The sequence below is a fragment of the Streptomyces sp. NPDC107454 genome, from assembly GCF_055582885.1.
Genome location: NZ_JBVJPA010000014.1, coordinates 240,685 through 265,434 on the forward strand (window position 1 = coordinate 240,685; position 24,750 = coordinate 265,434).

19 protein-coding genes and 2 pseudogenes are annotated in these 24,750 nt (G+C 70.8%); 16 read left to right on the plus strand and 5 right to left on the minus strand.

Annotation, left to right across the window (positions count from 1 at the left end; all coding sequences use genetic code 11):
- The first annotated feature begins 32 nt into the window (after window positions 1-32).
- The 4 genes from ACZ69M_RS34025 to ACZ69M_RS34040 all read left to right on the plus strand — a co-directional run bounded on the left by ACZ69M_RS34025 (window position 33) and on the right by ACZ69M_RS34040 (window position 6,355).
- On the plus strand, window positions 33-2,141 hold the full coding sequence (locus ACZ69M_RS34025) for a hypothetical protein (protein ID WP_470055949.1): 2,109 nt from the start codon (window positions 33-35) through the stop codon (window positions 2,139-2,141).
- Window positions 2,142-2,182: 41 nt separating this feature from the next.
- Window positions 2,183-4,534, plus strand: coding sequence for a glycoside hydrolase family 3 N-terminal domain-containing protein (locus ACZ69M_RS34030; protein ID WP_470055951.1), 2,352 nt, complete (start codon window positions 2,183-2,185; stop codon window positions 4,532-4,534).
- 221 nt (window positions 4,535-4,755) lie between these two features.
- Window positions 4,756-5,373: a TetR/AcrR family transcriptional regulator gene (locus ACZ69M_RS34035; protein WP_470055953.1), complete on the plus strand. Its 618-nt coding sequence runs from the start codon at window positions 4,756-4,758 to the stop codon at window positions 5,371-5,373.
- A 55-nt stretch (window positions 5,374-5,428) separates the two neighbouring features.
- The gene (locus tag ACZ69M_RS34040; protein WP_470055955.1) at window positions 5,429-6,355 is read left to right on the plus strand and encodes an alpha/beta hydrolase fold domain-containing protein; all 927 of its coding nucleotides are present in this window, start codon (window positions 5,429-5,431) and stop codon (window positions 6,353-6,355) included.
- Window positions 6,356-6,869: 514 nt separating this feature from the next.
- Here the strand turns inward: ACZ69M_RS34040 and ACZ69M_RS34045 are convergent.
- Complete coding sequence (locus ACZ69M_RS34045) at window positions 6,870-8,351, minus strand: MFS transporter (RefSeq protein ID WP_470055957.1); 1,482 nt, start codon at window positions 8,349-8,351, stop codon at window positions 6,870-6,872.
- A gap of 124 nt (window positions 8,352-8,475) precedes the next feature.
- Here ACZ69M_RS34045 and ACZ69M_RS34050 point away from each other — a divergent pair, with 124 nt between their 5' ends.
- Window positions 8,476-10,692, plus strand: a complete 2,217-nt coding sequence (locus ACZ69M_RS34050; protein WP_470055959.1) for a glycoside hydrolase family 3 C-terminal domain-containing protein — start codon at window positions 8,476-8,478, stop codon at window positions 10,690-10,692.
- On the plus strand, window positions 10,689-11,888 hold the full coding sequence (locus ACZ69M_RS34055) for a glycoside hydrolase family 1 protein (protein ID WP_470055961.1): 1,200 nt from the start codon (window positions 10,689-10,691) through the stop codon (window positions 11,886-11,888). The genes ACZ69M_RS34050 and ACZ69M_RS34055 overlap by 4 nt, the downstream gene beginning before the upstream one ends.
- Before the next feature lie 66 nt (window positions 11,889-11,954).
- Here the strand turns inward: ACZ69M_RS34055 and ACZ69M_RS34060 are convergent, their stop codons facing one another.
- Together ACZ69M_RS34060 and ACZ69M_RS34065 are read right to left on the minus strand one after the other, a co-directional pair.
- On the minus strand, window positions 11,955-12,152 hold the full coding sequence (locus tag ACZ69M_RS34060; RefSeq protein ID WP_470055963.1) for a ferredoxin: 198 nt from the start codon (window positions 12,150-12,152) through the stop codon (window positions 11,955-11,957).
- A gap of 46 nt (window positions 12,153-12,198) precedes the next feature.
- Entirely contained in the window at window positions 12,199-13,449 is a 1,251-nt protein-coding gene (locus ACZ69M_RS34065) for a cytochrome P450 (protein ID WP_470055965.1), read from the minus strand.
- A 219-nt stretch (window positions 13,450-13,668) separates the two neighbouring features.
- On the opposite strand from ACZ69M_RS34065, the gene ACZ69M_RS34070 reads away from it, so the two are divergent.
- Window positions 13,669-14,322 (plus strand): TetR/AcrR family transcriptional regulator, encoded by a 654-nt coding sequence (locus tag ACZ69M_RS34070; protein ID WP_470055967.1) that lies wholly within the window; start codon window positions 13,669-13,671, stop codon window positions 14,320-14,322.
- A gap of 115 nt (window positions 14,323-14,437) precedes the next feature.
- Here ACZ69M_RS34070 and ACZ69M_RS34075 read toward each other — a convergent pair.
- A pseudogene (locus ACZ69M_RS34075) lies at window positions 14,438-14,971 on the minus strand (TetR/AcrR family transcriptional regulator); the annotation flags it as partial.
- A 118-nt stretch (window positions 14,972-15,089) separates the two neighbouring features.
- Between ACZ69M_RS34075 and ACZ69M_RS34080 the strand changes: the two are divergent.
- From ACZ69M_RS34080 to ACZ69M_RS34090, 3 genes and pseudogenes are all read left to right on the plus strand, one after another.
- Window positions 15,090-16,292 (plus strand): NAD(P)/FAD-dependent oxidoreductase, encoded by a 1,203-nt coding sequence (locus tag ACZ69M_RS34080; RefSeq protein ID WP_470055969.1) that lies wholly within the window; start codon window positions 15,090-15,092, stop codon window positions 16,290-16,292.
- Window positions 16,293-16,405: 113 nt separating this feature from the next.
- Window positions 16,406-16,654: pseudogene (locus ACZ69M_RS34085) on the plus strand (CocE/NonD family hydrolase); the annotation flags it as partial.
- Window positions 16,655-16,974: 320 nt separating this feature from the next.
- The gene (locus ACZ69M_RS34090; RefSeq protein ID WP_470055971.1) at window positions 16,975-17,442 is read left to right on the plus strand and encodes a CocE/NonD family hydrolase; all 468 of its coding nucleotides are present in this window, start codon (window positions 16,975-16,977) and stop codon (window positions 17,440-17,442) included.
- 7 nt (window positions 17,443-17,449) lie between these two features.
- Here ACZ69M_RS34090 and ACZ69M_RS34095 read toward each other — a convergent pair whose 3' ends face one another.
- Window positions 17,450-18,412 carry an SDR family NAD(P)-dependent oxidoreductase gene (locus tag ACZ69M_RS34095; protein WP_470055973.1) on the minus strand — a complete coding sequence of 321 codons (963 nt, stop codon included), beginning with the start codon at window positions 18,410-18,412 and terminating at the stop codon, window positions 17,450-17,452.
- Window positions 18,413-18,519: 107 nt separating this feature from the next.
- Here ACZ69M_RS34095 and ACZ69M_RS34100 point away from each other — a divergent pair, with 107 nt between their 5' ends.
- From ACZ69M_RS34100 to ACZ69M_RS34125, 6 genes are all read left to right on the plus strand, one after another.
- Window positions 18,520-19,395: a helix-turn-helix transcriptional regulator gene (locus ACZ69M_RS34100; protein WP_470055975.1), complete on the plus strand. Its 876-nt coding sequence runs from the start codon at window positions 18,520-18,522 to the stop codon at window positions 19,393-19,395.
- Complete coding sequence (locus tag ACZ69M_RS34105) at window positions 19,389-20,897, plus strand: alpha/beta hydrolase domain-containing protein (RefSeq protein WP_470055977.1); 1,509 nt, start codon at window positions 19,389-19,391, stop codon at window positions 20,895-20,897. Before ACZ69M_RS34100 ends, ACZ69M_RS34105 begins: the two co-directional genes overlap by 7 nt.
- A 144-nt stretch (window positions 20,898-21,041) precedes the next feature.
- The gene (locus ACZ69M_RS34110) at window positions 21,042-22,487 is read left to right on the plus strand and encodes a carboxylesterase/lipase family protein (RefSeq protein ID WP_470055979.1); all 1,446 of its coding nucleotides are present in this window, start codon (window positions 21,042-21,044) and stop codon (window positions 22,485-22,487) included.
- 64 nt (window positions 22,488-22,551) lie between these two features.
- On the plus strand, window positions 22,552-23,604 hold the full coding sequence (locus ACZ69M_RS34115) for a CE1 family esterase (RefSeq protein ID WP_470055981.1): 1,053 nt from the start codon (window positions 22,552-22,554) through the stop codon (window positions 23,602-23,604).
- An 89-nt stretch (window positions 23,605-23,693) separates the two neighbouring features.
- Window positions 23,694-24,344, plus strand: coding sequence for a TetR/AcrR family transcriptional regulator (locus tag ACZ69M_RS34120; RefSeq protein ID WP_470055983.1), 651 nt, complete (start codon window positions 23,694-23,696; stop codon window positions 24,342-24,344).
- A gap of 192 nt (window positions 24,345-24,536) precedes the next feature.
- Window positions 24,537-24,731, plus strand: coding sequence for a ferredoxin (locus ACZ69M_RS34125; RefSeq protein WP_470055985.1), 195 nt, complete (start codon window positions 24,537-24,539; stop codon window positions 24,729-24,731).
- Window positions 24,732-24,750 lie beyond the last annotated feature (19 nt).

Below are 24,750 nucleotides of genomic sequence, written 5' to 3' on the forward strand. Positions count from 1 at the left end.
CCGCAGAGCCGCCACTACCAGGAACGGTACCCATGATCGACCGTGAATCCCTCGTCCGCCGGCACAGCGTCGAGATCACCCGGCCCGACCCCGCCCACGTCCTGACGGTCGGCAACGGAGACTTCGGCTACACCGCCGACATCACCGGCATGCAGACCTTCACCTCCTACCACGACCAGGCCGCGGCCTTCGCCGAGCAGCGGCTCGCCGTGTACAACGCGACCATGTCCAACTGGGGCTGGCACTCCATGCCCAACCCCGACGGCTTCGTCCTCGACGACGCGATGACGACGTACGAGACGGCCCGTGGACCGGTGCAGTACCCGGACAAGTTCGACATGACCGCGATGATGGGCGGCGAGCCCGCCGAGGAGTTCCGCGCCGGGGCCTGGCTGAACGCCAACCCGCAGCGACTCGACCTCGGACGCGTCGGACTGCAGTTGCGCACAGCCCCCGAGGCGGAGCCGGAGACGTACCCCGAGGCGCTCGCCAACCCCCGTCAGCGGCTCGACCTCTGGACGGGCACGCTCACCAGCAGCTTCGAGTACGCGGGCCACGAGGTGCGCGTCACCACGGTCGCCGACCCGCATCACGCGCGGGTCGCGTTCCGCATCGAGTCGGAACTGGTGGCGGGCGGCCTCGCCGGCGTCGTCCTGAAGTTCCCCTATGCCAGCGACGGCTTCTTCCAGACCTCCGACTGGACCGCGCCCGAGCGGCACACCTCGACCCTGGAGGCGCTGGGGGAGCGGGCGGCCCGCATCCGCCGTGTGCTCGACGACACGCACTACGCCGTACGGCTGGACTGGACCGAGGGAACGCTGTCGGCGGCCGGGGAGCCGCACGAGTTCGTGCTGACCGGCTCGGCGAACACACTGGAGCTGGTGGCCGGCTTCTCACCGGACCCGGACGACGACCTCGGCGCCGTTTCCTTCGCGGCGGTGGCGGAGGCGGCCGCCACCTGGTGGCGCGAGTTCTGGACCTCGGGCGCGGCCATCGACTTCACGGGCAGCACCGACCCGCGGGCCACGGAACTGGAGCGCCGGGTGGTGCTCTCGCAGTACCTCACCGCCGTGCACAGCTCCGGCAAGCTCCCGCCGCAGGAGTCGGGACTGGTCGCCAACTCCTGGGGCGGCAAGTTCCACCTGGAGATGCACTGGTGGCACGCGGCCCACTTCGCCACCTGGGGCCGCCCCGAACTGCTCGAACGCAGCATGGACTGGTACCTGTCCATCCTCGACTCCGCCCGCGCCACGGCCCGGCGGCAGAGCTACGAGGGCGCCCGCTGGCCCAAGCACGTGGGCCCCGACGGCCGGGAGAGCCCCTCGGACATCGGGGCACTGCTCATCTGGCAGCAGCCCCACCCGCTGTACCTGCTCGAACTGCTGCACCGCGGCCTGCCGCAGGACAAGCGCCCCGACCTGGTCGCCCGCTTCGCCGAACTCGTCCACGAGACGGCGCGATTCATGGCCTCGTTCGTGGAGGAGCGCGACGGGACGTTCCATCTGCCGGCGCCCGTCATGCCCGCGCAGGAGTTCTACGACGCGAGGACGACCGAGGACCCCACCTTCGAACTCGCCTACTGGTGGTGGGGACTGGAGATCGCGCAGTCGTGGCGCGAACGCCTCGGACAGGAACGTGACAAGCGGTGGCAGCGGATCCAGGACAACCTGACCGCACCGCACCAGAGGGACGGCCGCTACGCCGCCGTGGCGACCGAGCCCTACCTGCGCCGTGACGACCACCCCTCTCTGCTGTGCGCCCTCGGCGTCGTGCCGGCCGGCCCGGTCGTCGCCGCCGACGTCATGGAGGCGACCCTCCTCGACGTCCTCGCCGACTGGAAGTGGGACTCTGCCTGGGGCTGGGACTTCCCGGTGCTGGCGATGACCGCCACCCGCGTCGGCCGTCCCGACCTCGCGGTGGACGCGCTGCTCATGGACACCCCGAAGAACTTCTACTCGGCGGTCGGGCACAACCCGCAGTTGGGTGCTCTGCTGCCGCTCTACAACCCCGCCAACGGGGGCCTGCTGGCCGCCGTGTCCCTGATGGCGGCCGGCTGGGAATCAGCGGACACCGACTGTCCCGGGTTCCCGCGCGACGGCGGCTGGCAGGTCCGGCACGAGGGCTTCACCGTCTGGCCCTGACCCCCCGCTTCCACCCCCCACCCGCGAACGAAAGTCCCGCCATGGCCAGTGACACCTGGGGACCCGACGACATCTGGCGTCTGGTATCCCGACTCACGCTGGAGCAGAAGGTCGCTCAGCTCACCGGATTCGCCATGCCCGAACTGTTCGGGCCGCCGGACAACGACAACTCCGGCTTCCCGGGCATCGACACAAGCCGTGTGAGGAGGCTGCGTCCCCATGGGGTGGGGCATCTTTCGATGGTCTCGTTCCTCGGCGGTGGCGCGGATCTCCTGCGGGACCGGCTGGCCAGCATCCAGAACGCGGTGCGTGAGGTCTCCCCGTTCGGCATCGGTGCCCTCATCCACAACGAAGGCATCAACGGCTTCCTGCACGACTCCGGCTCCCAGTTCCCCACGGCCTGGGCACAGGCGGCGACCTGGGAGCCCGAGCTGGTCCGGCGCGCGGCGACGGTGACGGCCGCGCACATGCTGGACACCGGGATGCAGCTGATGTTCGGCCCGGTGACGGACATCAACCGTGACTCCCGCTGGGGCCGCGTCCACGAGACGTACGGCGAGGATCCGGAGCTGTCCGCCCAGATGTCCGTCGCCTTCGTGCGGGCCATGCAGGAACGGCCCGGCGTCCTCGCCGCCGGCAAGCACTTCCTCGGCTACGGCAGCTCGGAGGGCGCGCTGAACCAGGCGGCGACCCAGCTCGGACGCCGCGCGCTGGTCGACGAGTACGCCGAGCCTTTCCGCCGGGCGATCGGCGAGGCGGGACTGTCGGGAGTGATGAACTCCTACAACGAGATCGACGGAGTCCCGGTGGCCGCGAACCGCTGGCTGCTCACCGAGTTCCTCAGGGAGACGCTCGGATTCGACGGCATGGTGGTCAGCGACTACGACGCGGTCAACATGCTGCGCACCCATCACCGCACCGCCCGCACGACGGGCGAGGCGGCGACGCAGGCCCTGTCCGCCGGCCTTGACGTCGAGCTGCCCGGCGACGTCAACTTCGCGTCCCTGGTCGAGGAGGTCGCCGAGGGACGGCTCGACGAGAAGGTCGTGGACCTGGCCGTGGCCCGGGTGCTGACGTTCAAGGCCCGCGTCGGGCTGGTCCCCGGCATCGGGCCGGCCCCTGAGCCGGCGCCGGCGCCGGACCGTGAGGAGGCCGCCGAGGTACGCCGCGCCATCGCCGCCCGCGCCACGGTGCTGCTCCAGAACGACGGCATCCTGCCACTGGCACCGGGCCGGAGCCGGATCGTCGTGGTAGGCCCCGCCGCCGACGAACTGCGTGTCCACTTCGGCGCGTACACCTCCGTCGCGAACGTGGAGACGCCCCTGGGCATGACGGCGGTCATGGAGGGCAGGGTTCCCGGCGTCGACCCGGCGACCTTCAACTTCACCGACCTCTTCCAGACCCGTATGCCCGGAATGGACACGACCTTCGAGCAGGTGGCTCGCGACCTGCATCCTGAGGCCGTCACGGTGCTGAAAGCCGTGCGCGCACTGAACGCCGGGACGGAGTTCGTGTCGCTGGGCTCGTTCGAGAAGGACGGCTCGCTCGACGCCGAGTGCGTGCGGGTCGCGGTGGCCGAGGCCGACGTGGTTCTCGCGGTCGTCGGCGAACGCACCGGCTGGGTCGGCAACAACACCACCGGCGAGGGGCAGACGACGGCCTCACCCGTCCTGCCCGGCGATCAGGAGGAGCTTCTGGAACAGCTCGCCGCCACCGGCAAGCCGCTGGTGACCGTGGTCGTCTCCGGCCGGCCTCTGCTGCTGGAGAAGGCGGCGCGCATCTCCCGCGCGGTGCTGCTCGCTCCGCTGCTCGGAGAAGAGGCAGGCACCACGATCGCGCACACCCTGTTCGGCCTGATCAACCCCAGCGGCAGGCTGCCCGGCACCTTCCCGCGGCACCTGGGCCAGCTGCCCCTGTACCACGGCCATCACCACGGCAGCGGCTACGACCACCCGACGGGCACCCGCCACGGCTACGGCGACCTGGACGCGCAGGGCCCGCTCTACGCCTTCGGCCACGGACTGTCGTACACCACCTTCAGCGTCGAACTCGACGAACGGCACGGAGCGGCGGCGGTCGAACTCGTCGACGGCGTGATCCGGGCCCGGCTGACGGTGGCGAACACCGGCGACTCGGACGGCGAGACGGTGGTGCAGCTCTACGCGCGCGACGAGTTCGCGTCCGTCGTGCGCCCGGTGCGGCAGCTGATCGCGTTCGCGCGCGTGAACCTCGCCGCCGGGGAGAGCCGTGGCGTGCTCCTCGAAGCCCCTGTCCAGCGGCTCCACCACACCCTCCTCGATGGGCGCCGGGGCATCGAGCCGGGCGAGATCACCATCCTGGCCGGCTTCGCCTCCGACACGCTGACCTGCGCCGCGACGGTGACGGTCGGATAGACCGACGGACCGGGGGCCGCCGACCTGACACGCCGGCACCCGGTCCGTCCTGTGCGGGCGGGCGCGCGCCACCGATCCAGGTGGCGCGCCCCGTCGTACGTTCATACCGGTGCCACGAGCCCGTCGCGGCCCACAGCGCCGGATACACACCAACTCGTCGACATCCGACGTGAAGTACGGTCTGACGAGTGACGGACCAGCGAAAGCCACGAGGCCCCCGAGTGACCAACCAGCGAAAGCCACGAGGCCCCTACAAGAAGAGTGCGGCGCGCCGGGAGCAGATCCTGCAGGCCGCCTACGAGGCCGTCGACGAGCACGGAGAGAGAGCGTCGCTGCAGGACATCGCCGACCGGGTCGGCGTGACCCAGCCCGCGCTCACGTACTACTTCCCCACCAGGGACGACCTGCTGCTCGCTGTGCTGCAGCGACGGGACGTGGTGGGAAAGCAACTCGCCGACAAGGGCCGCCCCGAGGCGAACATGGTGGCCAACATGGTGGCGAGCACACGCCACACCACCGACCACCCCGCACTCGCCAAGCTGTACGTCACTCTGTCCGCGGCGGCCACCGATCCGGAGAGCCCCGCGCACAGCTACTTTCGCGACCGCTACCGCGACCTGGCCGTCGAGGCCACACACGACCTCGAGACACAGCAGCGAAACGGTGTGATCCGGGACGACGAGCCGGCCGCTCATCTGGCCAGGGCGCTTCTCGCGGTGCTGGACGGCCTGCAGATCCAGTGGATGCACGATCCGACGGTCGACATCGCAGCCGTCGCCGAGTCGTTCGCGCGGCTGCTCATGCCCGGAGCGGCGCAGGAGACGAAGCCCGTCGACTGACTCGTCAAATTCTTATTGTGTTAAATTTTCGGGGAGCCGACTTCTGGGAGCGCCCATGCCACTCGACCCGTTTCTCGCCGAGAAGCTGCCTCTCCTCCAGGGCCTGAGCTGGGAGGACGCCCAGTCCGACCCGCAGGCCATGGAACGGTTCGCCGAGTACTGCCGCGACCCCGCTGAGTGGAGCGCGCCGGATATCTCCATCGAGAACCGTACGATCCCGGGCCCGCACGGGGAGATTCCGGTCCGGATCTACGCCCCACGGACCGAACCACGCCGCGCACTGCTGTGGCTGCACGGCGGCGGGTTCATGGGCGGCGACCTGGAGATGCCGGAGGCGCACGTCGTGTCCGCCGAACTCGCCGCTCGCGCCCAGGCGGTGGTCGTCTCCGTGGACTACCGGCTGGCGGTCGACGGTGTGCGTTACCCGGTCCCCGTCGACGACGCGCACGCCGCATGGCTGTGGCTCACCGAGAGGGTGTCGGTGGCGTCCGGCCCCGTCGCCCTCGGGGGTGCGAGCGCGGGTGCCGCTCTCGCCCTGTCCACGGCGATCCGGGTCCGCGAGCAGGGCGAACCCTGCCCGGACGCCCTGCTGCTCGCGTATCCCTTCGTCCACTTCCCCAATCCGGCCCTGGACGACGAGACGGCGGCCGGTATGCGCAAGCTGCCGTCCCTGATGCGGTTCACCACGGTCGGCATCGAGTACATGGTGCGCAACTACGTGGGCCGGCTGACGGATCTGCCCCCGACGGCGATGCCCGGCGCCGCGAACCTCGACGGCCTTCCCACGACCGGCATCGTCCTCGCCGAGTACGACGACCTGCGGCCCTCGGGCGACCTGCTGGCCCGGCAGCTGGAGGACTCGCGGGTTCCCGTGCGGACGTATCTCGCGGCGGGTATGACGCACGGCCACCTGAACCGCGGTCCCTCCCTCAAGGAGGTCGACCGCTCGCTCGACTTCTTCGCGTCGGTGCTCATGGGCTGACCTGCCACGGGCGACGAGAAGGGTCCCGGCGCGCAAGGCGCCGGGACCCTTTCTTGCGTGCGCTCGGGGGGCCCTCGGAGATGCGGCGATACTCCGGCGATCGGTTATGTGCGGGTGGGGTGACCGAAGCGACTCCGGTCGCGCGGTGAGGACTCCGTGGTGCGGGTCGAGGAACTTGTACGGCGAACAGACGAGAAGTCGGCGCCGCGCGACTCCGGGTCCACCGGGAGGTGGAGGTGAGCGGTACGTAGGACAACGCACTGGCCTCGTGCGCGGGGGATCACGGGACGGGTGCCCGTGAGATGGGAGGCGGCGGTGACGGCGGCCGGCCGGGTTGCCCGGACGGTGTCGGGAGGCTTTCGGTCGTGCGGCGACAGCCTTCCCCATGGCCAGGACCCGAACACTCCGCCGAGGCGGCCATGGACAACCGTCATGACATGGCCACGCAGCCGACTCCGACGGACATGGAGTCGGCCACGTGGCCTCATGGGGAAGCGGATTGGAAAGGGCTCGGTCAGACCGCTGCCGTCGCCGAAGCGGACTGGCCGATCTCGGCCTCATCGAGGGTCTTGGCCTTGGGGATGAGCGCGATGAGCAGGGTGCCGGCCGCGATCACGCCGGCGAACAGCAGGTATCCCTTGGTGAAGCTGTCGTCGACGTAGAAGGCGGTGCCCTTCATGACGTGGCTGTTCTGTGCGACGACCACGAAGGCGATCTGGGTGAGCACACCCTGCAGAACGCCGCTCATCATGTTCTGCGCGCCGTTGCCCAGGGCCTGTTCCTCCGGACTCACCGACTCGATGACCATGATCGGGACCAGGGCGACGACCATGCCCATACCCACACCGCTGAACACGCCGATCGCGATGAACTGGGCGGGGGTGTGGTGGAACTGCGAGACGAGCACGACGCCCACCGCCACCAGGGCACTGCCGATCGCGAGCAGCAGACGCGAGTCGTAACGGCGCACGAGCACACCGGTCAGCACGGAGACCGCGATGAGGATCACGCTGCTCGGCGCGCCGACCCAGGCGTTCTTGGTGGCGGTCCAGCCCAGGCCGTCGGACAGGCCTGGGATGTGCGGCATCAGGACGAGCAGGTTCTGCACAGTGCCCTGGGCGTAGATCGCGCCCATGATGAGGCCGGTGACCAGGAAGGTGGACCAGACCCGGCGGCGCCCCAGCAGGGTGATGGGGAACATCGGGTGGGCGACCTTGCGCTCGACCAGGATGAAGAGGATCACGGCGACGAGACCACCGCCGATGAAGCTGACCGTGTTGGTGCTGGTCCAGCCCCAGCCCTCGCCCTTGCCGACGCCGTAGACGATGGACGCCAGGCCGCCGCCGAGCAGGATGCCGCCGACCCAGTCGACCGGGGTGCGGGGCTCGCGGACGGTGCTCTCGGGGACGACGAAGAGCAGCGCGAGGAGGCTGATGGCGGTGGCGATGACCATGAACCACAGGACGCCGCGATAGCCGTAGTCGTCCAGGATCCAGCCGGACAGGAAGGGTCCGCCGAGCGCCAGCACGCCCATGCCGCCGCCGAGGAAACCGCTGGCGGGTCCCACCAGCTTGGGCGGGAACACGTCGCGGGTCAGCGCGTAGATGAGCGCGAGCGAGGGACCGTAGAAGCCCGCGACGGCACGGCCGATGAGCAACGTCTCGAAGTTCGTCGAGAAGGCGGCGATCAGGTCACCGGCGAAGCCCAGCGCGGTGATGATGACCAGCAGTCGCTTCTTGCCGAACATGCCGGCGGACTTGACGATGAACGGCGTCGCGAAGACGCCGACGAGCAGGCCGATCTGGCTGAACCAGGCGATCTGGGTGGTGTGGTAGTGGATCGCGATCTGGGACTGGGCGTTCGAACCCATCAGGCCGACGAGGCCGTTCAGCTGGGACGCCCACAGCAGTGCGATAAGGATGAGTGCGAACCGCGCGCCGAAGCCTGCCTTGCCGGCCTGCTCTTCCTCGTGCGGTGACTCGACGTTGAGTGTCATGCGGCACCCCGGGCCTTTCGTACGGGTGGAGCCCTTGTGCTCCCAGCGCGCAGGCTAGCTCTGAATTTTTTTGAATGGTAGATTTTCAACGCCGAAACATTTCTGTGACTTTTAGGTGGCGTGCATGCGGCAGCTCGATCCCGCCAGTCTCCCCCTGGAGGAGAAGGCGGCCCTGCTCTCGGGTGGGGACTTCTGGTCCCCCCAGCCGCTCGCCGGGGCGGGGCTCGACGCGATGGTGCTGACGGACGGCCCGCACGGCGTTCGCCGACAGAAGCAGAGCGGCGACAACGTGGGCTTCCACGCGAGTGAGCCCGCCACCTGCTTCCCGCCCGCCGTGGCCGTCGGCTCGAGCTGGGACGCCGAGCTGGCCGCACGCGTGGGAGCGGCCATCGGCCGGGAGGCCCGCGCGCTGGGTGTCGGCGTAGTCCTGGGGCCGGGTGTGAACATCAAGCGGTCGCCGCTGTGCGGGCGCAACTTCGAGTACTACTCCGAGGACCCGCTGGTGTCCGGCGTCCTGGGAGCCGCCTTCGTGCGCGGCCTGCAGAGCCAGGGCGTGGGAGCGACCGTCAAGCACTTCGCGGCGAACAACCAGGAGACCGACCGGATGCGCGTCAGCGCCGACGTCGACGAGCGCACCCTGCGCGAGATCTACCTCGCGGCCTTCGAGCACATCGTCACCGAGGCCTGCCCCGCCGCCGTCATGGCCGCCTGCAACCGGCTCAACGGTGTCCCGGCCACCGAGAACAGGTGGCTGCTGACCGACGTCCTGCGCACGGAGTGGGGCTTCGAGGGCGCGGTGGTCTCGGACTGGGGTGCCGTCGGGGACCGGGTCGCCGCGCTCGCCGCGGGCGTCGACCTCCAGATGCCCGGTCCGGACGCCGCGAACGACGCGGCGGTCGAGTGGGCGGTGCGTGCGGGCGTCCTGGAGGAGTCCGTCGTCGACGCGAGCGCGCGCAGGGTTGTCGCGCTCACCGAACCGGCCTCCTTGTCCCGGGTCGGCGAGGTTCCTGCCGAACACCACTCCCTGGCACGGGAGCTGGCCGCCGACTGCGTCGTCCTGCTGAAGAATGAGAAGTACACGCTGCCACTCGCGGAGGGGGTACGGCTCACCGTCATCGGCGAGTTCGCCGCCCGCCCGCAGTTCCAGGGCGGAGGCAGCTCCCAGATCAACGCCACCCGCGTCGACACCCCACTGGAGGCGATCAAGGCCCTCGGCCACCCCGTGACGTACGCGTCCGGTTTCACGACCGACGGTGCGGGCGACACCGAGGCGTTGCGCGAAGAAGCCGTCCGGGCCACCTATGGGACCGAGGTCGCGGTGGTCTTCGTGGGCCTGCGCGGGGACACCGAGGGCAGTGACCGTGAGCATCTCGACCTGCCCGCCGACCAGGTGGAACTGGTGCGTGCGGTGGCCGCCGTCGCTCCCCGCACGGTGGTCGTGCTCTCCTCCGGAGGTGTGGTGTCCCTGGAGGGCTGGCACGACGAGGTCGACGTGGTCGTGGCGGGCTGGCTGCTCGGCCAGGCCACCGGCGGCGCCCTCGCGGACGTGCTGTCCGGTGCGGTCAACCCCTCGGGCCGACTGGCCGAGAGCATCCCGCTGCGCGTGGAGGACAACCCCAGCTACCTCACCTTCCCCGGCGAGGCGGGCCACGCCCGCTACGGCGAGGGCGTGATGGTCGGCTACCGCCACTACGAGAGCGTCGGCCGCACCGTCCGCTATCCCTTCGGCCACGGTCTGAGCTACACCACCTTCCAGATGGGCGACCTGTCCGTCGACGTCACCGGGGACGACACCGCCGTCGTGCGGGTGCGGGTGACCAACACCGGTGAGCGGGCCGGCAAGCACGTCGTCCAGGTGTACGTGGCCACCGGTGCCGGTCGGGTGCGCCGCCCGGTGCGCGAACTGCGCGCGTTCACCAAGGTCGCGCTGGCGCCCGGGGAGTCCCGTACGGTCGAGCTCCCGTTGGGACGGCGGGCGTTCGCCCACTACGACATCGAGGGCGAGGGCTGGACCGTGGCCCCGGGCGCGTACACCGTGCAGCTCGGCGAGAGTGCCGCGCACATCGTCGCCGAGCAGACCGTCATCCTCGCCGGCGACACCGAGACCACCGCGCTGTCCCTCGACTCCGCCATCGGCGACTGGTTCGCTCACCCGGTCGCCGGTCCGCTGCTCACGGAGGCCTTGATGGCGGGGGCGACCCCGGAGCAGCGGGCACAGTCCGAGGCGGACGGCGACCTCGCGTTCATGGTCGCGTCCATCCCTGCACGTCAGTACCTGCACTTCCCCGGCGTCGCCGTGACCGCCGACGACCTGACCACGATCCTTAAGGCGATCCGATGACCTACACGTCCACCCTCCGACCCGACTTCCTGTGGGGTGCCTCCACCTCACCGCACCAGATCGAGGGCAACAACACCAACAGCGACTGGTGGCGGACGGAGCACCAGAGCCAGGGCGGCCTGGAACTCAGCGGCGACGCGCTGGACAGTTACCACCGCTACGAGGAGGACATGCGGCTCTTGGCCGAGGCGGGGCTGAACGCCTACAGGTTCGGCGTCGAGTGGGCGCGGATCGAGCCGGAGCCCGGCGAATTCTCCAAGGCGGAGCTCGCCCACTACCGGCGGATGATCGACACGGCCCGGCGGCTCGGCCTCGAACCGGTCATCACCCTGCACCACTTCAGCAGTCCCCGCTGGTTCGTCGACGAGGGCGGCTGGACGAGCCCCACCGCCGTCGAGCGGTTCACCCGGTACGTGGAGCACGCATGCACGATCCTCGACGGCGTGAACTGGGTCGTGACCATCAACGAACCGAACATCCTGGCCATGATGATCGGCTTCGCGAAGGCCATCGCCGAGGGCTACGAGATGAATCTCGGCGCCGATGTGCGGATGCCCGCTCCCGACACGCGGATCGGTGAGGCGCTCGTGACGGCGCACCGCGCGGCCGTCGCCGTCGTGCGCGAGCGCACCTCGGCGAAGGTGGGCTGGTCGGTCGCGCAGCAGTCGCTGGTGCCCGCCCCCGGCGGTGAGGAGAAGATCGCCGAGCTGCGCTACGCGTGGGAGGACCTGTACCACCAGGGGGCTCGTGGTGACGACTTCCTGGGCATCCAGTCCTACACCAGCCAGACCGTGGACGAGCGCGGGGTCATAGCCCACCCGGACCACCCCGACAACACGCTGACCGGCTGGGCGTACCGGCCCGACGCCCTCGGTGTCGCGCTGCGGCAGGCATGGGAGGCCACGGAGGGGAAGATACCCCTGCTGGTCACGGAGAACGGCATCGCCACCGCGGACGACAAGCGCCGTATCGCGTACACGACGGAGGCCCTCGGTCACCTCTACGACGCCGTCGCCGACGGCGTCGACGTCCGCGGGTACCTGCACTGGTCGGCGCTGGACAACTTCGAGTGGGGGCACTGGGCACCGACGTTCGGGCTCATCGCCGTCGACCGGGAGACGTTCGAGCGCACCCCCAAGCCGAGCCTGGCCTGGCTCGGCGGCGTTGCACGCAAGGGCGGCGCGCTGGACGCGTGACGGCCGCTGTCAACGCTGTCGCCTTCCCCCGCGCGCGCGGGGGAAGGCGACAGCGTTTCCGAGGTGCTATCCGTCCGTCAGCCGGATCGCCGCCGCGGGACAGATCGCGGCCGCGTCCCGGACGCCGTCGAGGAGCTCGTCGCCGGGGCTGTCGGTGAGGAGGAACGCGATGCCGTCCTCGTCCCGCTGGTCGAACACCTCGGGGGCGGCGACGACGCACTGTCCTGCCGCGACGCACTTCGGCTCGTCGAGTTCCACACGCATGACGGTCTCCTTGATTCGTTGGTGCGGTTGAGGTCGTACAGGGGTGCTACCAGGTCACCGGCAGCTCGTAGAGGCCGTAGACGAGGCCGTCCTCCTTGAAGGGCAGCCGGTCCACCTCGGTCGCCAGACGCAGGGCCGGAACCCGGCGGAACAGAGTCTGGAGAGCGACCTCGAGTTCCAGTCGGGCCACGGGCTGGCCGAGGCACTGGTGGATCCCGAAGCCGAAGGCCTGGTGGCGGCGCGCGTCACGGGTCAGGTCGAGCCGCTCGGGCTCGGGGAAGTGGCCTTCCTCCCAGTTGGCCGTGATGCTGGGCAGGACCACACCCTCTCCGGCACGGATGGTCAGACCACCGATCTCGATGTCCTCAAGGGCGATCCGGCGGTTGCCGAGGTGGATGATGGTCAGATACCGCAGCAGCTCGTCAACGGCCCTCGTCAGGGCCTTCGGGTCCTCGACGTCGCGGATGATCGCGAGTTGTCCGGGGTGCTGCAGCAGCAGCGCGATGCTCAGGCCGATCATGTTGGCCGTGGTCTCGTGGCCGGCGCCGAGCAGCAGCAGCCCCATCGAGGCGGCCTGGCCTCGGTCGAGCTCGCCGTCCCGGTACCGGTTCGCGAGCTCCGTGAGCAGGTCGTCGGCGGGGTGGGCGAGCCGGTCCTCGATCTGGCCGTCGAGGTACTCCAGCAGCGCGCGTTGACCGGCCGCGACTTCCTCCTGATCGGCGTCGTGACGCATGCCCACCGCGCTCCTGGTCTGGAAGAACTCGTGGTCTTCGTAGGGGATGCCGAGCAGCTCGCAGACGACGAGGGAGGGTAGCGGCAGGGCCAGCGCCTGGATCAGGTCGGCGGGCTTCGGGCCGGCCAGCATGGCGTCGATGAAGTCGTCCGTCATGCGCTGCACGGCGGGCCGCATGGCCTCGACCCGCTTGGCGGTGAAGGCGCCGGTGATCATCCGGCGGACGCGGGCGTGCTCGGGGTCGTCCATCTTGAGGAAGGACGGTACCGCGCCGCGTGCGGCGACCTCCCGGAACGACCGGTTCATGTACGGGAAGTCGGGATTGCGCTGGTCGACACTGCAACGCTGGTCCGCGAGCAGGGCACGCTGGTCCTCGTACCGCGTGACGATCCAGGGCGTGGTGCCGTTCCAGATCCGGACCTTCGTCAGCGGCCGGTCATCGAGCACCTGCGCGGCGTGCAACGCTCGCAGCTCGGGCGGCGGGGCGAAGGGGCAGCCGGTCTGCCTCGGCATCGGGAAGTCGGGGATCACCGCGTTCTGCTCGTCGGTGGGCGCGTGGGTCATGTCACTCCTCAGGGTGGGGGGAGGTGCTTCGTGCGAGGGAGTAAGCACCACGAATTTAAATCAATCGATTCACTTAAGCAATGCCGGTCCGGCGCTCAAGCGGAATCGAGCAGTCCGGTGGCGTGGATTGTGGAGAAAAAGTGATGGGGTGGCGAGGGGCGGTGGTGAGGGCGCGGTTTGTGCTGCTGCGAAGCCTTGGGCGCTTCTGTGGTGGTGGGGATGGCGAGCAGCACGTGGCGGACAGAACAGGTGGGGGCCACGCGGGAAGCGTTGCTCAGGGCGGCGGAGCGGCTGTTCGCCGAGTACGGAGTGCACGCCGTCTCACTGAGACGGATCGTCGAGGCGGCGGGGCAGGGCAACAACGCCGCGATCGCCTACCACTTCGGTACGAAGGTCGACCTGATCCGGGCGATTGCCGGCAGGCACGCCGAACCCGTGGAGGGCATACGTGCCCGCATGCTGACCGAACTGGGGGACTCCACGGACCTGCGGGGGTGGATCGCATGCCTGGTGCGACCGTCCATCGAGCATCTCGACGTTCTGGGCAGTCCCAGTTGGTACGCCCGGTTCTCCGCCCAGGTGCGCACCGATCCGGCCCTGCACGCGGTCGTGATCGAGGAGTCCTGTGCCGTGGCTCCCGCGCTGGAGCGGTTCCACGGCGGTGTGGCTCGGTGTCTGCCCGACCTGCCCGCGAGGGTGCACGCGGAACGCGCCGTCATGGCACGCCATCTGGTCGCCCGGACGTCCGTCGAGCGTGAACGCGCGCTCGCAGAGAACGCCCCCACCTTCCACGCCACCTGGGACGAGGCCGCGTCGAGCCTGATCGACGTGATCGTCGCGCTGTGGCAGGCGCCGGCACCGCGCTCCGGGTGAGGGGGCACCCGTCCCCGGAGGTTCGGCCGGTCAGAACCGGAAGCCGTCCGGGCGGGCCGACGTGACGAGTTCGGCTGCGGAGGGCAGTGGTGGAGGCCACCGCGTCCAGGACGAGGCCGAGATAGCGGCGCCAGCCATCGCTGCGCGCGGGCATCGTCCGCAGCACGCTGAAGAGCATGAGCATGATCCGTGGCAGGTCCTCGGGGGCGAGGTCGCCGCGGACTGATCCGGACTGTTGTGAGCGGCGGAGCGACTCGGCGAGCGCCTCGTGGAACTCCGTGGAGACGTCGGCGGTGAGCGCGTCGGCCATGCGGGCGGCAGCCGGCGTGCCGTGCTCTCGGGCGCCCAGGGTCAGCGCCGCCTCGATCAGCGTCGTGAGGCCGTGCCGCGGGTCGTCTTCCCCCAGCGCTCGTGTCTGGGCGGGGGACAGGTCCTCGGCCAGACACTGTTCCAGCGCGGCGCGGGCGAGCACGGCCTTGTCCGGGAAGCGCCGGTACAGCGTCGGGATCCCCATCCCCGCCTGCCGGGCGATCTCCTCGAGCGGGGCGTCGGGGCCCTGCTCCGCCCAGACCTTCCGCGCGGCGCGCTGGATTCGCTCGGCGTTGCGCACGGCGTCGGTGCGCAGATGTCGGGAGGCGTCCATCGTCATCGCTCCGGTCTATAACTGGGAGCTTACTTCCAATTATGCTTCACTGGAGCCAGTAGGAGTGCCCTTCCAGTTGTGCGAGAGCAGTCGAGCGACAGTCGTCATTGCAGGAGGCCGTGTCATGAACCGTGTGGTGATCGTCGGCGCGTCGGCGGGCGGGCTGGCCACGGCCGAAGCCCTGCGCCGGGCGAAGTACGAGGGTGAGATCGTGCTCGTCGGGGACGAACCGCACCACCCCTACGACCGCCCGCCGCTGTCCAAGCAGCTGCTGTGCGGGCAGTGGGAGGCCGATCGGCTCGCCCTGCGCCCCCTCGCGGACCTCGACGAACTCGGCCTGGACTGGCGGCTGGGCGTGCCGGCGACCGGCGTGGACACCGAACGGCGGGCGGTGACGCTGGCGGACGGTTCCGAGGTGGAGTACGACCGACTGGTCGTCGCGACCGGGGTGCGCCCCCGCAGGCTGCCGGGGCAGGACGCGCTGACCGGGCTGCACGTCCTGCGTACGCTCGCGGACGCGCTCGCCCTCAAGGAGGCGCTGCGTCCGGGAGGGCGGCTGGTGATCGTCGGTGCCGGGTTCGTCGGCGCGGAGGTGGCCGCCACGGCGCGCGGACTCGGGGTCGAGGTGACCATGCTGGAGTCGGCGGCCGTTCCCCTCGCGCTGGCCATCGGCGAGGAGGCGGGCGGGTTCCTCACCCGTCTGCACCGCGAGCAGGGTGTCGACGTGCGCACGAACGCCGCGGTCGCCCGGATCCTCGGCGGCGACGGGGTCGTCACCGGTGTGCAGTTGACGGACGGCACCATCCTCCCGGCCGACGACGTGCTGGTCGCCATCGGCTCGCTCCCCAACACCGAATGGCTCGCGGGCAGCGGGCTCACCGTGGACAACGGGCTGGTGTGCGACGAGTACTGCGCCGCCGCGCCGGGGGTGTACGGGGTGGGCGACGTGGCCCGCTGGCACAACCCGCTCTTCGAGACGGTGATGCGGGTCGAGCACCGCACGCACGCCGCCGAGCAGGGCATTGCCGTGGCCCGCGCCCTGCTCGACCCCGACGAGCGCAAGCCGTTCGCCCCGGTGCCCTACTTCTGGTCCGACCAGTACGGAACCAAGCTCCAGGCCTACGGCAATCTGCGCGACCACGACGAATCCGTCGTACTGGACAGCGACTTCGAGGCTCGGCGCCTGCTGGTCGCCTACCGCAAGGGCGACCGGCTGACCGGTGTGCTGGCGGCCGGGGTCTCGCCGAAGTCCCTGCGCGCCTGGCGCTCCCTCATCGTCGCCCGCACCGCGTGGAAGGACGCCCTCGCCGAGGCGTCCGCCGCGTGAGGGACGACGGGTGACGACCGATGAGACCGGTGAGCCGGCTCGCTCAGCGAGTCCTGAAGCTGGACCCGCCGATCACCCGGGACGTGACCGTCCGGCGTGATCTGCGGGTACCGATGCCCGACGGCACGACATTGCCGGCCCACCAGTGGGCGCCGAGGTCCGGGGGCGAGGGACTGCCGCTCGTGCTCGTGCGCTCCCCCTACGGCTGGCGGGGTCCCGTCGGCCTGCAACTGGGCCGCGTGCCCGCGGAGCGCGGATTCCAGGTCCTGATCCAGAGCGTGCGGGGCACGTCCGTCCCGGTCAGTTCGATCGGCGGCTGGTTCGACATCTTCCTGCCGGGCCAGATCCGCGACTTCCAGGCCCTGCAGGCGGCGGGACGCGAGGCGCGGCTGACCATCGGTCCGTGGACGCACGCCAACCTCGACAACACGCCCACACGCGAACTGCTCACCTTCGGACTCGCCCACGCCCGTGGCGAGCGGCCGCCCGAGCGTTCCTCCGTGCGCCTGTACGTCATGGGGGAGGAGAACTGGACCGACTTCCCGTCCTGGCCACCGCCCGGCAACCGGCCCCGGCGTTTCCACATCCAGCCCGGCGGCGGCCTGTCCACCGAGGTGCCCGCCGCATCGCCCGCCGACCGCTACCGCTACGACCCGGCGGACCCACTCCGGCCCTGGGCGGTGTGCGGGCCGCCGCGGGCGGTCGCAAGGACAACGGCAAGCTGGAGGCCCGGCCCGACGTGCTCACCTACACCACCGACATGCTGGCCGAGGACGTCGAGGTCGTGGGCGAGATCGGTGCCGAGATCTGGTTCCGCTCCAGCCTGCCGTTCGCCGACGCGTTCGTGCGCCTGTGCGACGTGGACGAACGCGGTCGCTCGGTCAACGTCTGCGACGGCCTGGTCTCACTGACGGGCGCGGACGAGCTGTCCTGTGCCACGGTCCGGCTGTGGCCCGCGGCGTACCGGTTCCGGCGCGGACACCGCCTGCGCGTGCAGGTCTCCAGCGGCGCGTTCCCCCGCTACGCCCGCAACACCGGCACCGGAGAGCCGGTCGCGGTCGCCACCGAACTCCGCGCAGCCCATCAGGAGGTGCATCACGGTCCCGACCGTCCCTCGGCCATCGTCCTGCCCGTACTCCGTCACCCCTGAGCCGGGGTCAACGGCCCAGCATCCGGGCGGACGCGGTCCACAAACGCTCGGCCGCCTCGGGATCCAGCGCGTGCGCGGCCACCCCGATCGGCTCCGGTCCGGCGTCGGCGTCGGGGTCGTACGGAAGGGCTTCGTCGCAGTTCGCGAAGTAGCGTCCGCCGACTCCCTCCACCAGCGGGGACGCCGCGAGCAGCACCGAAGTCGCCGCCCCCTGCTCGGCGGTGCGCCAGGGGAAGCGCGCCATGACCTCCTGCGCCTCGGGGTTCCCCTTGAGGATCTCCACCTGATGGCGCTGGATACGGGTCTGGATGCCGCCCGGGTGGAGGGCGTTGGCGATGATCCCGTCACCGGCCCAGCGCCGCGACGCCTCGACCGCGAAGAGCACGTTGGCGGTCTTGGACTGGCCGTAGGCGAGCCAGGGGTCGTAGGGGCGGTGGTCGAAGTGGATGTCGTCGAAGTCGACCGGCGCGTGCAGGTGGGTGAAGGAGCTGACGGCGACCACGCGCGCGCCGTCGGCGGCCAGGGCCGGATGCAGTCCGAGCGCGAGGTGGAGGTGGCCGAGATGGTTGGTGGCGAACTGGTACTCCCAGCCCTCGGGAGTACGGCGCAGTTCGGACACGGCCATGACACCGGCGTTGTTCACCAGGATGTGCAGCGGGCCGGACCAGCCCGCGGTGAAGGCGGCCACCGACTCCTGGTCCGCCAGGTCGAGCACGGCGACCGTTACCCGTTCGCCGCCCGTGGTGGCCCGGATGTCGGCGGCGGCCTTGTCGCCGTACGCCGTGTTGCGCACGGCGAGAGTGACCTCGGCGCCCGCGCGGGCCAGCGAGCGGGCGGTCTCGACGCCGAGTCCGGAGGACGCGCCGGTGACCACGGCGCGTCGGCCGGTCAGGTCGACGCCGGCCAGGACCTCGTCGGCAGTGCTGTCGCGGGTGAAGGGCGTGGTCAGGCGGGTGGTGCCGGCTGTCATGGCGTTCCTCCGGGAGGGATGTGTTGCGCAGCACTGTGTACCGCGGCGGCCCGTCCAGCCAGGACCCCGACAGGGACAGGTTTGCCGGTGGCCTTCGGGGCTGCGCCGTGAACGGCGGAAACGAACTCGGCGCCTTCCTGCGGGCCCGCCGCGACCGGGTCCGGCCCGAGGACGTCGGTCTGGCCGGCCACGGCCGACGGCGTGTACCGGGGCTGCGCCGGGAGGAGGTGGCACAGCTGGCCGGTCTGTCCGCGCAGTACTACCTGCGGCTGGAACAGGGCCGCGACCACCATCCCTCCGTCCAGGTCCTGGACGCCCTGGCCCGGGTGCTCGGCCTTGACGCCGAGGCGACCGCCTACCTGCACCGCCTCACCACGCCCGAACGCGCGGGTGCCGCCCCGCACCACGAGGACCACGTACCCGACGGCATACGGCAGTTCGTGATGTCCCGCACCGACATACCCGCGCTGGTGATGAACCGCTGCCAGGACGTCCTCGTCGCGAACGCCCTCGCGATCGCGCTCTCCCCGGCGAACGCACCGGGCGAGAACGCCCTGCGGTCGGTGTTCTTCGATCCCGGGGTGAGGGCCATGTACGGCGGAGGCGACCGGGACTGGGAGGACGTCGCGGCGGCCATGATCGCGGGTACCCGGGCGCTGGCCGGTCCCGAGAGCCGCGACCGGCGACTGGCTGAACTCGTCGGCGAACTGTCCACGCGCAGCGAGGAGTTCCGCCGGCTGTGGGGCCGTCAGGAGGTGTCGACCTGCACCAGCGGCACCGTGGTTCTCCGGCATCCCGAGGTCGGACGCCTGCGTCTGCGCTACGAGAAGCTCGCCATCCCCGGCACCCGCGGCCAGCAACTGGCCCTTTACCACGCCGAGCCGAACGGTGAATCAGCCCGCTCGCTGGTGCTGCTCGCCCGTCTCGCCCGCGATCCCCGTGGGTCGACTTTCGGCACCTCCTCCAGGGAGTCCCCGTGCTGAATCGCCGCTCACTTCTCTTACTCGGTCCGGCCCTCGCCCTGCCGGCCCTCGTGCCCGCCCCGGCCTCGGCGACCGGCGGCGGGTCGGGCGTCACCGGTGTCAGAGTGACCCGCAGGGAATCACTCGGCACGTTCATGGGCACCGGATACGAACGGCTGGCCGGCACCGTCTCGGGCACCGTGTCCCGGGAGGAACCCGTGGCGGGGCTCGACTCCGTCGGCGGGATCGGCGGCCTCTCCTACACGTCCGGCTTCGAGGTGATCCGACCCGTCGGCCGGGTCACGTACGACACGGTCGTGGTGGAGGCGGAGAACCGCGGAACCCCCTTGATGCTCCGCGACTTCAACGGGTTCGACGTGCCCGGCGGGGCGCCGCAGGACGTCTCGTACACGCCGGGGCTGGGCAACGGCTTCCTGTTCGACGGCGCACGCTCCTATGCGCGCGTGCAGTGGCAGACCGGATACTCGCCGGGTGTCCCGGAAACCGCGCAGGGCGTCGGTCAGGTCATCGTCCGGGACTTCGGCCGCCTGCTGCGCGACGGCCGGCTCGGCGACGCGGACTCGCCCCTCGGCCCCCACCGGTACCGGCTGTTGGTGGGCCTGAGTCAGGCCGCCTGGTTCGTCACGAGCTTCGTGGCCGAGGGATTCAACGACGCGCGCGGACAGGTCTTCCAGGGTGCCTACGCCCAGGACGGCGTGGGCAACCAGCTGGCCGTCAACGCCGTCGCCGCCGCGGACGGAGACCCGCAGACGGCCTATGTCAGGCCCTGCGGGGTGCCGCTGACTCCACGTCAGGTACTGCGCCGACCGGAGACCGACCCTGTCTTCGTGGACGTGGCCGCGTACACGGACTACTACCGGCTGCGGGCCAGTGTCTCCCGGCAGGCGCCCCCCGCGTCCGGCTACCACCGCTATGACTGGCCGGCCGCTCACAAGCCCGCCCTGACGCGGGCCGCGGTGGACGCGGCGTTCGCCCAGGGGTGCAACGACGGCGAGGCCATCCCGCTTAGCGCGATCGACAACAGGCCCTACGCCCGGGCGATGCTGGTGGCCCTGGAACGCCGGCTCGGCGTCGGCCGGACGCGGGTCCCGATGCCTCGGGAACGCCTGTTCAGGGCCGGAGCGAAGCCGGCCGATCCCGCCCTCCTGAACGGACTGCCCGGGCAGGAGGTGTCGGTGCCCCGGGTCGACGGAGACGGGTTTCCGCTCGGCGGAGTGCGGTTCCCGGCGGCCGACCTCCCGCTCGGCACTCCGGCGCCGCCCGCCCTGGCCCCGGTGTCCACCGCGAACGCGTCGGCCACCTGTGGGAACTACGGAGGCTGGCACCCGTACCCGGCGGGCGAGCTGCTCCGGCGCTACGGCTCACGCGACCGCTACCTCGCCGCCTACGACGCCCTGGCCGCACGCCTGGTGGCACAGCGTCTGCTCCTCGAGGGCGATCGGCCCGCGCTTGTGGAGGCCGCGACCGATGCGTGGGCGAAGGCGCCGGAACAGCTCGCGTGACCGCCCTGGTTCGCAAATTTGTTAACTGATAGATTTTGGGAGACGGTGCGGCCATGACTTGAGGGGGGCCGCAGCGTCACCCAGCCGCGCCAGGGGCCGAAAACGGTTCCCCCGGAACCTCGAGTGAACTGTCAGGAGCAGCCGATGAGCACGCCCCCACCGGTCACCACGACTCACGGCCCGGTGCTGGGCGAACGCCGTCCGGACGGGAGCCTGCGCTTCCTCGGCATCCCCTACGCCCAGCCGCCCGTCGGTGACCTGAGGTTCGCCGCCCCGGTCCCGCCCAAGCCGTGGACCGAGCCGCTCGCGGCCACTGCGTACGGGCCGACCGCGCAGCGCCGTCCCATCACCGAGGTCACCACCGTTCCCGAGCCGACCATCCCCGGCGACGGCGTCCTCAACCTGAACGTCTTCACCCCGGACGCCTCGACGGAGGCCGCCCTGCCGGTCCTCGTCTGGATCCACGGTGGCGGCTATGTGGCGGGCTCGGCCGCCAGCCCCTGGTACGACGGCTCCGCCTTCAACCGCGACGGCGTCGTCCTCGTCTCGGTCGGATACCGGCTCGGCGTCCAGGGCTTCCTGCGTCTCGACGACGCCCCGGACAACCGCGGCGTGCTCGACTGGATCGCCGCCCTCGAGTGGGTCCGGGACAACATCGCCGCGTTCGGCGGCGACCCGGCGAAGGTCACCCTCGCGGGCAACTCCGCGGGCGGCGGAGCCGTGTTCACGCTGCTGGCCGTACCGGCCGCACGGGGCCTGTTCCGCGCTGCCATCTCCGCCTCCGGCACTCTCATGCGCCCCGACGGTCCCGAAGTGGGCCGGGCCGCGGCACGGTTGTTCACCGCCCGCGCCGGCGTGCCCGCCACCGCCGCGGCGCTGGGCGGACTCCCGGACGAGGAACTGCTCGACCTCCAGCGCCGGCTCCTGGAGCCGGGGGCCGACCGCGAGGGCCTTCCCCCGATGCAGACCCTCGCGCCGTTCGCCGACGGCGAGTTGATCCCGCACCCGGTCCACACGGCCTTGGCCGAGGGCGGTTCCGGCGCCGAGGTACCGCTCCTGCTGGGGTGCACCACGCACGAGTTCAACGACCTTCCCGACCTCCCGGAGGCGCCGCCGCTGCCCCAACTCCTGGCGTTCCTGGGGGCGGAACCGGAGCGGGCGGAGGCCTTCCGGGCCGCGTACGAGAAGCAGGGCCCGCGGACGTTCTTCGGTCAGGCCCTCACCGACGCCACCTTCCGCGCCCCGGCGGTGGCCCTCGCCGATGCCCGCGCCGACCGTGAACCGGCCACCTGGCTCTACGAGTTCGCGTGGCCCTCGCCGGTCAAGGGCGCGGCCTTCCACTGCCTCGACCTGCCCTTCGCCTTCGACCTCCTGGACGCCGAGGGCGTGACGGCGGCCGCCGGGGACGCGCCGCCCCAGCCCCTCGCCGACGAGATGCACCGAGCCTGGGTGCGTTTCGTGCGCGATCTGGACCCGGGTCCGCAGTGGCCCCGCTACACCTCGGGTGGCCGGACCACCATGATCTGGTCCGCCGAGCCCCACACCGAGAGCGACCCGCTGCGACACGTCCGCGAGATCTGGACCGCCTGACCCGACCCACGGGGGAGCACCTCCGAGCCGCACGCCCACGCGTTCCTCCGCCGAAGGGATCCCAGTGACCCACCGCCTCGCAAGTGCCGTCCTCGCCTCGGCCGCTGCCGTCGCGCTCCCCGTAGCCGGCGCGGGACCGGCGGCCGCGGAGCCGACCCGGCCCGCGAACTCCCAGTGCGCACCCGCCCCCACCGGACTCACCACCGTCAACGTGACCTCGGCCGGTGTCAGTTACCCCGTGACGGTGTACGTGCCCCGCGGCTACACGGGACGGCGCGCCGTCCCGCTCGTCCTCAACCTGCACAGCAGCAACTCCAACGGGCCCAACCAGTTCATCGTCAGCGACATGCAACGAGCCGCCGACGAGCACGGGTTCCTGGTCGCGATGCCCAACGGCGGCGTACGGCAGCCCGACGTGCCGGACGGGTACACCTGGGTCCTGCCCGGCGTGCCCAACACGTCCGGCCAGTTCCCCGCTCCTGGCGACCGGGACGACGTCCGGTTCCTCTCCGACACCATCAGCACCGTCACGGACGCGCTCTGCGTCGACCCCCGGCGGGTGTACGCCACGGGTCTGTCGGGCGGCGCCCGGATGGCCTCCCTCCTCGCCTGCAGACTCTCCGACCGCATCGCGGCCATCGCCCCGGTAGCCGGCCTGCGCGCCGGCAACCCCGACTCCGACGACCCGGCCCTGCCCGACCCCGAGACCTGCACCCCCTCACGCCCGGTCCCGGTGCTGACCTTCCACGGTCAGCTGGACATGGTCAACCCCTACGACGGAGGCGGCTTCCCGTACTGGAAGTACTCCGTCCCCACCGCCGTCGGCCGGTGGGCGGAGCTCAACGGCTGCCGCGTCGCTCCGGCCGATCGCCGGATCACCGAGCATGTCACCGTCAAGACCTACCGCGCCTGCCGCGACGGCGCCGAGGTCTCGCTGTACGTGATCGCCGACGGCGGGCACACCTGGCCCGGTTCGCCTTATCCTGACGCCTTCATCGGTCTGGGCAAGGTCACCGACGAGGTCGACGCGACCGACGTCATGTGGCGGTTCTTCGAGCGTCACGCGCTGCCCGCGGAGCGCCCGGTCACTTCGTCCCGGATGGCCTCGTCGAATTAGCTGCCCGGTTGTGCCGACTTGGATGTACGGTACAGATCTCGGCAGACGCGTCAGGACGAGCGTAGGGCGAATTCCCGGAGGGACTGTGCATGGCGGGTAGGACCGTGAGGGCCGAGAACGTCAGGGCGACCCGGGAGCTCATCATGACCACGGCGGAGCGCCTGTACGCCGAGCAGGGTGTGTTCGCCGTCTCCAACCGTCAGATCAGCGAGGCCGCCGGCCAGGGCAACACGGCCGTGGTCGGTTACCACTTCGGCACCAAGGCGGAGCTGGTACGGGCCATCGCGCACAAGCACACCGAGCGGATAGAGCGGGTCGCCGCGCGCCTCCTCGCCGAGGTCGGCGACTCCAGCGACCTGCGGGACTGGGTGGGCTGTCTGGCACGCCCGCTGCCCGAGTACCTGGCGGACCTAGGCAGCCCCACCTGGTACGCCAGGTTCTGCGCCCAGTTGATGGTCGACCCGGCACTTCACGAGATCCTGGTCGACGAGACCTTGACGCCCCCCACGCTGCGCCGGATTCTCGACGGTGTGCATCGCTGCCTCCCGGACCTTCCGGTCGAGGTGCGTGCCGAGCGAACCGCGATGACCCGGCAGGTGAGCCTGCACATGTGCGCCGAGCGCGAGCGCGAGTTGGCGGACGGCCTGGCCACCGCCAGGTCCAGCTGGCACGCCGCCGCCACCGGCCTGGTCGACGCGATCGTCGGGCTGTGGCAGGCGCCGGTCACGGGAGCGGCGTAGAAGCCGCGTGGAGATATTTTCAATCAATCGATTGACTTAACTTCCGGGCGAGAGTTCACTCAGGAGTGCAGAGAAGCCCGGTCGACGTGACCGCTCAGGCCTGCACTCCTGCCGGAGTGCAGGCCAGTCACCGGCCGATTTCCCACCGCTCCATGAGGCACCCCATGCCTCGAGGCCGTGAGGAGCCTCCCCGTGAAGATCAGTATCGAGCCGGACAAATGCGTCGCTGCCGGACAGTGTGTCGCCAGCGCCCCGGACGTTTTCGACCAGCGTGACGAGGACGGTGTCGTCGTCCTGCTCACCGCGGAGCCGCCCGCCGAACATGCCGAGGACGCCCGTTACGCGGCTGCCGTCTGCCCGGCCCTGGCCATCCACATCGAGGAATGACGCCCGCTCCCGACCGCAA